This window comes from Clostridium tarantellae, assembly GCF_009295725.1.
In the GTDB taxonomy this organism is placed as follows: Bacteria; Bacillota; Clostridia; order Clostridiales; family Clostridiaceae; genus Sarcina; species Sarcina tarantellae.
In genome coordinates this window covers 1-5,042 of sequence record NZ_WHJC01000250.1, presented here as the reverse complement: position 1 = coordinate 5,042, position 5,042 = coordinate 1, and the positions used below count along the sequence as shown (strand labels likewise).

The window sequence follows — 5,042 nt, the reverse complement described above, 5'->3', positions numbered from 1 at the left end:
GTGTTAATAGTTAAATTAAAATTATAAAGAATAAGATTATCATTAGTTATATCACCATAAAATTTTATTGAATTTTCTCCAGTTTTTAATGGAATGGTAATTTGAAATTCACCAAAATCATTATCAAAAGTCATTGGTAAGGTGTAATTTTCAATATTTGAATTATTATTTGTATCTACAAACAATATATTAGATTTACTAGGACTTTTATATTGTAAATATAAATCATAAAAATCAGATACAGCTACATTTAAATTCAGAGTAACTTCACCTTTGTTTTTTCCACCTATATCACTTACTAATTTATTTACTTTGTCTATCATAGCTTCCGAAGTTGTGATTCCATCTGAAAAATTATAATTTTTTATAGGATTACTAGTATTTAAACTTAAAGTTAACTCATCTATCATAGGACCTTCTTTCATATTACGATCTCCATGTATTTTAATTGAATTATTTCCATATTTTAAACTTATAGGTATAACAAATGTTTTTGATGAATATTCTGTCATTGGTAAAACAAAAGTATTTTTTATAGCAACATTATTAATGGTTAATTTTAATTTTCGTGCACTTCTTAAACTCATGTAGTTTAAAGTCATATCATATAAACCACTTTGTAATACTTTTACATTAACAATAGCATAACCATTTCCAAATCCTCCTATTCCTTCAACAAACTTAGTTTGTTTATCTAAGCTAGCGCCTTTTAATAAAAGAGCTTTTTCCATAGGAAAGGTTTGTATTAATTCATTATCTGAAATTGTAAAAGAACCTAATAATGGTGGAGGAAAGTTAATATCATTAATTTTAACAAAACTTAATATATTTTCTCCACTATTAAATTTAATTTTTATTGTTAGAGATTTTGAATCAATGGTATTTTCACTTTTAGTAGGAGAAAACAGTATTTTACTTTCAATAATTTCATTATTTAATTTTAAATTAATATAGCTATTATCCTTTGATAAATATTTAATAGTTAAATAATATATACCTTCACTTTCAATATTTATTTTTACAGTAGCAAAACTTTCATCATCACCTTTAATTAAAGAAAGAAAATCTTCAGGATAATCTAATATATTAGCATTAGTTAATATAGCATTTAAAAAATTATAGGTGGTGATTTTAGGAGTTTTATTAATATATATTTTCCCTAAACTAGGAGCATTAATTGAATTATCTCCATGAAATTTAATAGTATTGTCTCCTTTTTTTAATACTACTGGAACTGCAAAGTTTTTAGAAAACTCCTCTTTTAAATCATCTGTTTTAGGTAGAGTATAAATAGTTCCAGTATTTTCACCATTAATATCTATAATTAAATTTTTATTATTACCATCAGTTAAATATTCAATAAGCAAATTATAAAAACCATCCATTTCAACATTTGCTTTTATAGTTACAGAACCATCTTCATTACTTCCACCTAATCCATCAACAAAATTAGAGGAAAAAGTAGCCTTTTTTGCTCCATTTTCAACTTTCCCATTAACTGCATAATATATTCCCTCTGGTAAACTGACAACTTCTTTAAATTTACTAATTCTAACTTTACCAAGTTTAGCTACTAAATCTGATCCATTACCATAAAATTCAATAGTATTATTTCCTTTAGTTAAAAGAATTTTAGGAACAACAAATACATTAAAAGTATTATGATAAGGATTTTCTAATAAAGGTAAATAATAAGTTTCTTTAGTGGATTTATTATTGACAGTTACTCTTAACGGACTATCTACATTTAATGGGATATATTGTATATTTAAATCATAGAAATCTTCTGTGTCTATTTTAACGGTTAAAATAGCAGTTCCATTCTTTTCAGTACCTATATTTTGCACAAAATTTTTATTTAAGTCTATGGTAGCACCATTTTTCAAATTAGCATCAACTAAATTATAAGTAAACTTAGATACAGGAGTGAAAGTAGGTTTTATATCTATATCGTATATATCTGGTGCATAATCTGCTCCATTTCCATAAAATTCAATAAAATTATCTCCATCATTTAAAACAACATTTATATTATATGCAATAGTAGGAGTGTTAGAAGGAGGAATACTATATATAGTTTCGGTGGTGATACCATTTATGTTTATTAAAAGAGATTTTCCTTCAGTGGAAAGTACTAGGCCTAAAGTATATTCAGTATATTCTTCTGCAAAATAATATAAAGTATAAGAACTATTATCAGGGCCACCAATAGGACCTATATTACCTGCTTCATAGTAATCAGCTCCATTAAGAAATAACCCTTCTTTTATTCTTGGAGTTATTGGATAATTAAGGTCTACATAAATATCTCCAAAATCAGGGGCTAATTCATCATCATGTCCATAAATTTTTATAGTATTTTCTTTAGCATTTAAATTTATAGGTATATTAAAAATATCTCTAAATCCACCTATAGTAGTATAAACTTTACCTGTCCATTGTCCATTTACATCTATTAAAAATTTTCTATTATTTCTATAAACTATTCTTAAAACATATTGTCCTTCATATTTCACATAAATATCCTGTGTAAAGTAGCCTTTATTTTTTCCACCAAGAGAGGTGATTAAATTAGTTTTTTTATCTAAAGTTGCTGAACCACCTAATTTTGCACTATCTATATCATAAACATCTTGTATGGTTGGAAGTTTTTCCCAAGAAAAAACAAAAAATGAGGTTAAGAAAGAAATTAAATTAGGTGCTAAATCTGTTCCATTTCCATGAAATCTTAATGTGTTATTTCCACTATTTAATTTTACAGTAAATTCAAAGACTTTCGTATCATTAATAGCTAGCCCTTTAGTTGGTGGTAATGAATATATTATAGTATTAGTATTTATACCATTTACATCAACTTTTAAAGATAAATTACTTTTAGTTCCTAAATAACTTAAGAATACTTTGTAATAAGCATAATTAGCAACATTAATAGCCACCGTTACTGAACCATTTTCAGTACCACCAATATTTGAAACAAAGAATTTACTTTCATCAAGCTTAGCTCCATTTTCTAGTATTCCTTCAGTTAAATTTTGTGTTAAAGGTGGTAAATTTAATATGAAGCTATCTAAATCTGGAGCAGGATTTTTACCATCTCCATGAAATTTAATTGTATTATTTCCACGTTTTAAGCTAACTGGTAAAATAAAAGCTTTTGATATAAAACTATCAGTTTCAGGCAAAGTATATATGGTGTTATCTTTTTCATTATTTACATCTACTTTTAAATTTAAATTAGATAATTTGGCAATATATTTAATAGTCATGTAATATATGGCAGTATCTCTTATATATATTTCAACAGTTACTGTACCATCTGTGGTTCCTCCTAAGGCTGTTGCTAGAAGAGTTTCTTTATTATAATTAGCTCCATTTGAATAACTACCTGCTATAGCTATGCTTTTAAAATAAGAATTATCTGAAGTTGCCAATGTGGTTGTAACCATAGGTGAACTTTCTGTTTCATTAAAAATAAGTGTTACCTTACTAAGATTAGGAGCTAAATTAATTCCATCTCCATGAAATTTTAAGGTATTTAATCCTTCATTTAATATAACTGAAATATTAAAAATTTTTGTAGCATCTATTTCCCATCCAGGAGTAATAGGAACTTTATAAATTTCTTCTAGCTCTTTTCCATTAACTTCTATTGTTAAAGGTCTATTAAAGTCAGCAGCTAAATAATAAATTGCTAAATTATAAATACCATATTTTTCTACATTTACACTTAAAGTTACAGATCCATCTTTTTCTCCTCCAAGAGCTGTAATAAAGCCAGTGGAATAATCAAATAATGCATCATTTTCTAAAATTCCTGTAGAAAGGTTATAGGTTTCTAATTCAGAAGTAGAGGTTATCTTTACAGAAGGAGTAACTACAGGATTAAAATCTAAGCTTTGGGTACTATTTGATTTAACTAAATAAGAACCAAATGGTACATTAAGAAAATTATATGTTCCAAAAGAATTAGTTTGCGTAAAGGCTACAGGAGTTTTTATATTATTTTCTATTTTATAAAGAATAACATCTGCCTTAGAAATAGCATTACCTAAATTGTCAGTTATTGTTCCAGATATAGAACCAGCACTTATATTTGGATTAAAAGTTAATAGCTTATTAAAGCTATAAATTCTTTTGCTTTTTACTGTAATACTTTCTTCATGACTTATGTGAGTGAGAGAATATATTAAAATTTTATAGTTTCCAGGTAAGAGTTCATTAAAAAAGAAAGTACCTTGATTATCTGAATAGGTTATACTAAATAAATTAGAGTTTTCATTTTCTTTATACAAAGAAATTATAGCCCCTGAAATAACATTATTATTAATATCTTTTAAAGTACCACTTATAGCGCCTAAAAAGGCATTAGCATCACTAGATAAAGTAAAGTTTATAAATTTATTTTCTCCTTTTTTTAATGTAAAGGATGGAGATTGATTTACCACCTTATCTGTGGCAGTAGTTAATATAGTATACATAGAACTAGAGGGTACTATACTTATTACATATTTTCCATTTTCATCTGTTCTTACACTAGCTAAGGATTCAAGGGAACTATTTATTAATTTAACTAGGGCATTTTTTATAGGATTATTTAATGTATCCACTACTATCCCTGAAATAGCAGAACCAACATTTAACTCTCTTTCATTAGTAGCAAGAACAATATCAGCTTTTATATCTAAATTATTTGAAAAGACTTCTATATTATTTGATTTTCCTAAATTATAGTTATCACGTCTTATTTGCATATAAATCCTCCTAAATTTTAAACTAAGGTCATAATATATATTATGAATTTAATTACAAATAAGTGATTTAAAGGTTGGAGTATTTAGCTATTTATATTTTTTCTGAAAAAATATCATAAAAAAGCATTTAGTAAAAAATTTAATCTTTATAGAACCATTTTTACTAAATGCTAATGAAAATATTATATTGTATATATAAAATTGAAATTATCAATACAACAAAATTTTCAAATCCTCTTTTATAAAAAATATTTTTATACTCAACTAGATAACTGTTTAATGTTTTAATTA

The 5,042-nt window shown here is 25.5% G+C and carries 1 protein-coding gene; it reads right to left on the bottom strand.

The annotated features are described in order from the left end of the window. The coding region (locus tag GBZ86_RS12595) for a carboxypeptidase regulatory-like domain-containing protein (RefSeq protein ID WP_152891176.1) at positions 1–4,751 on the bottom strand (4,751 nt) is incomplete at its 3' end. Positions 4,752–5,042: the final 291 nt, after the last annotated feature.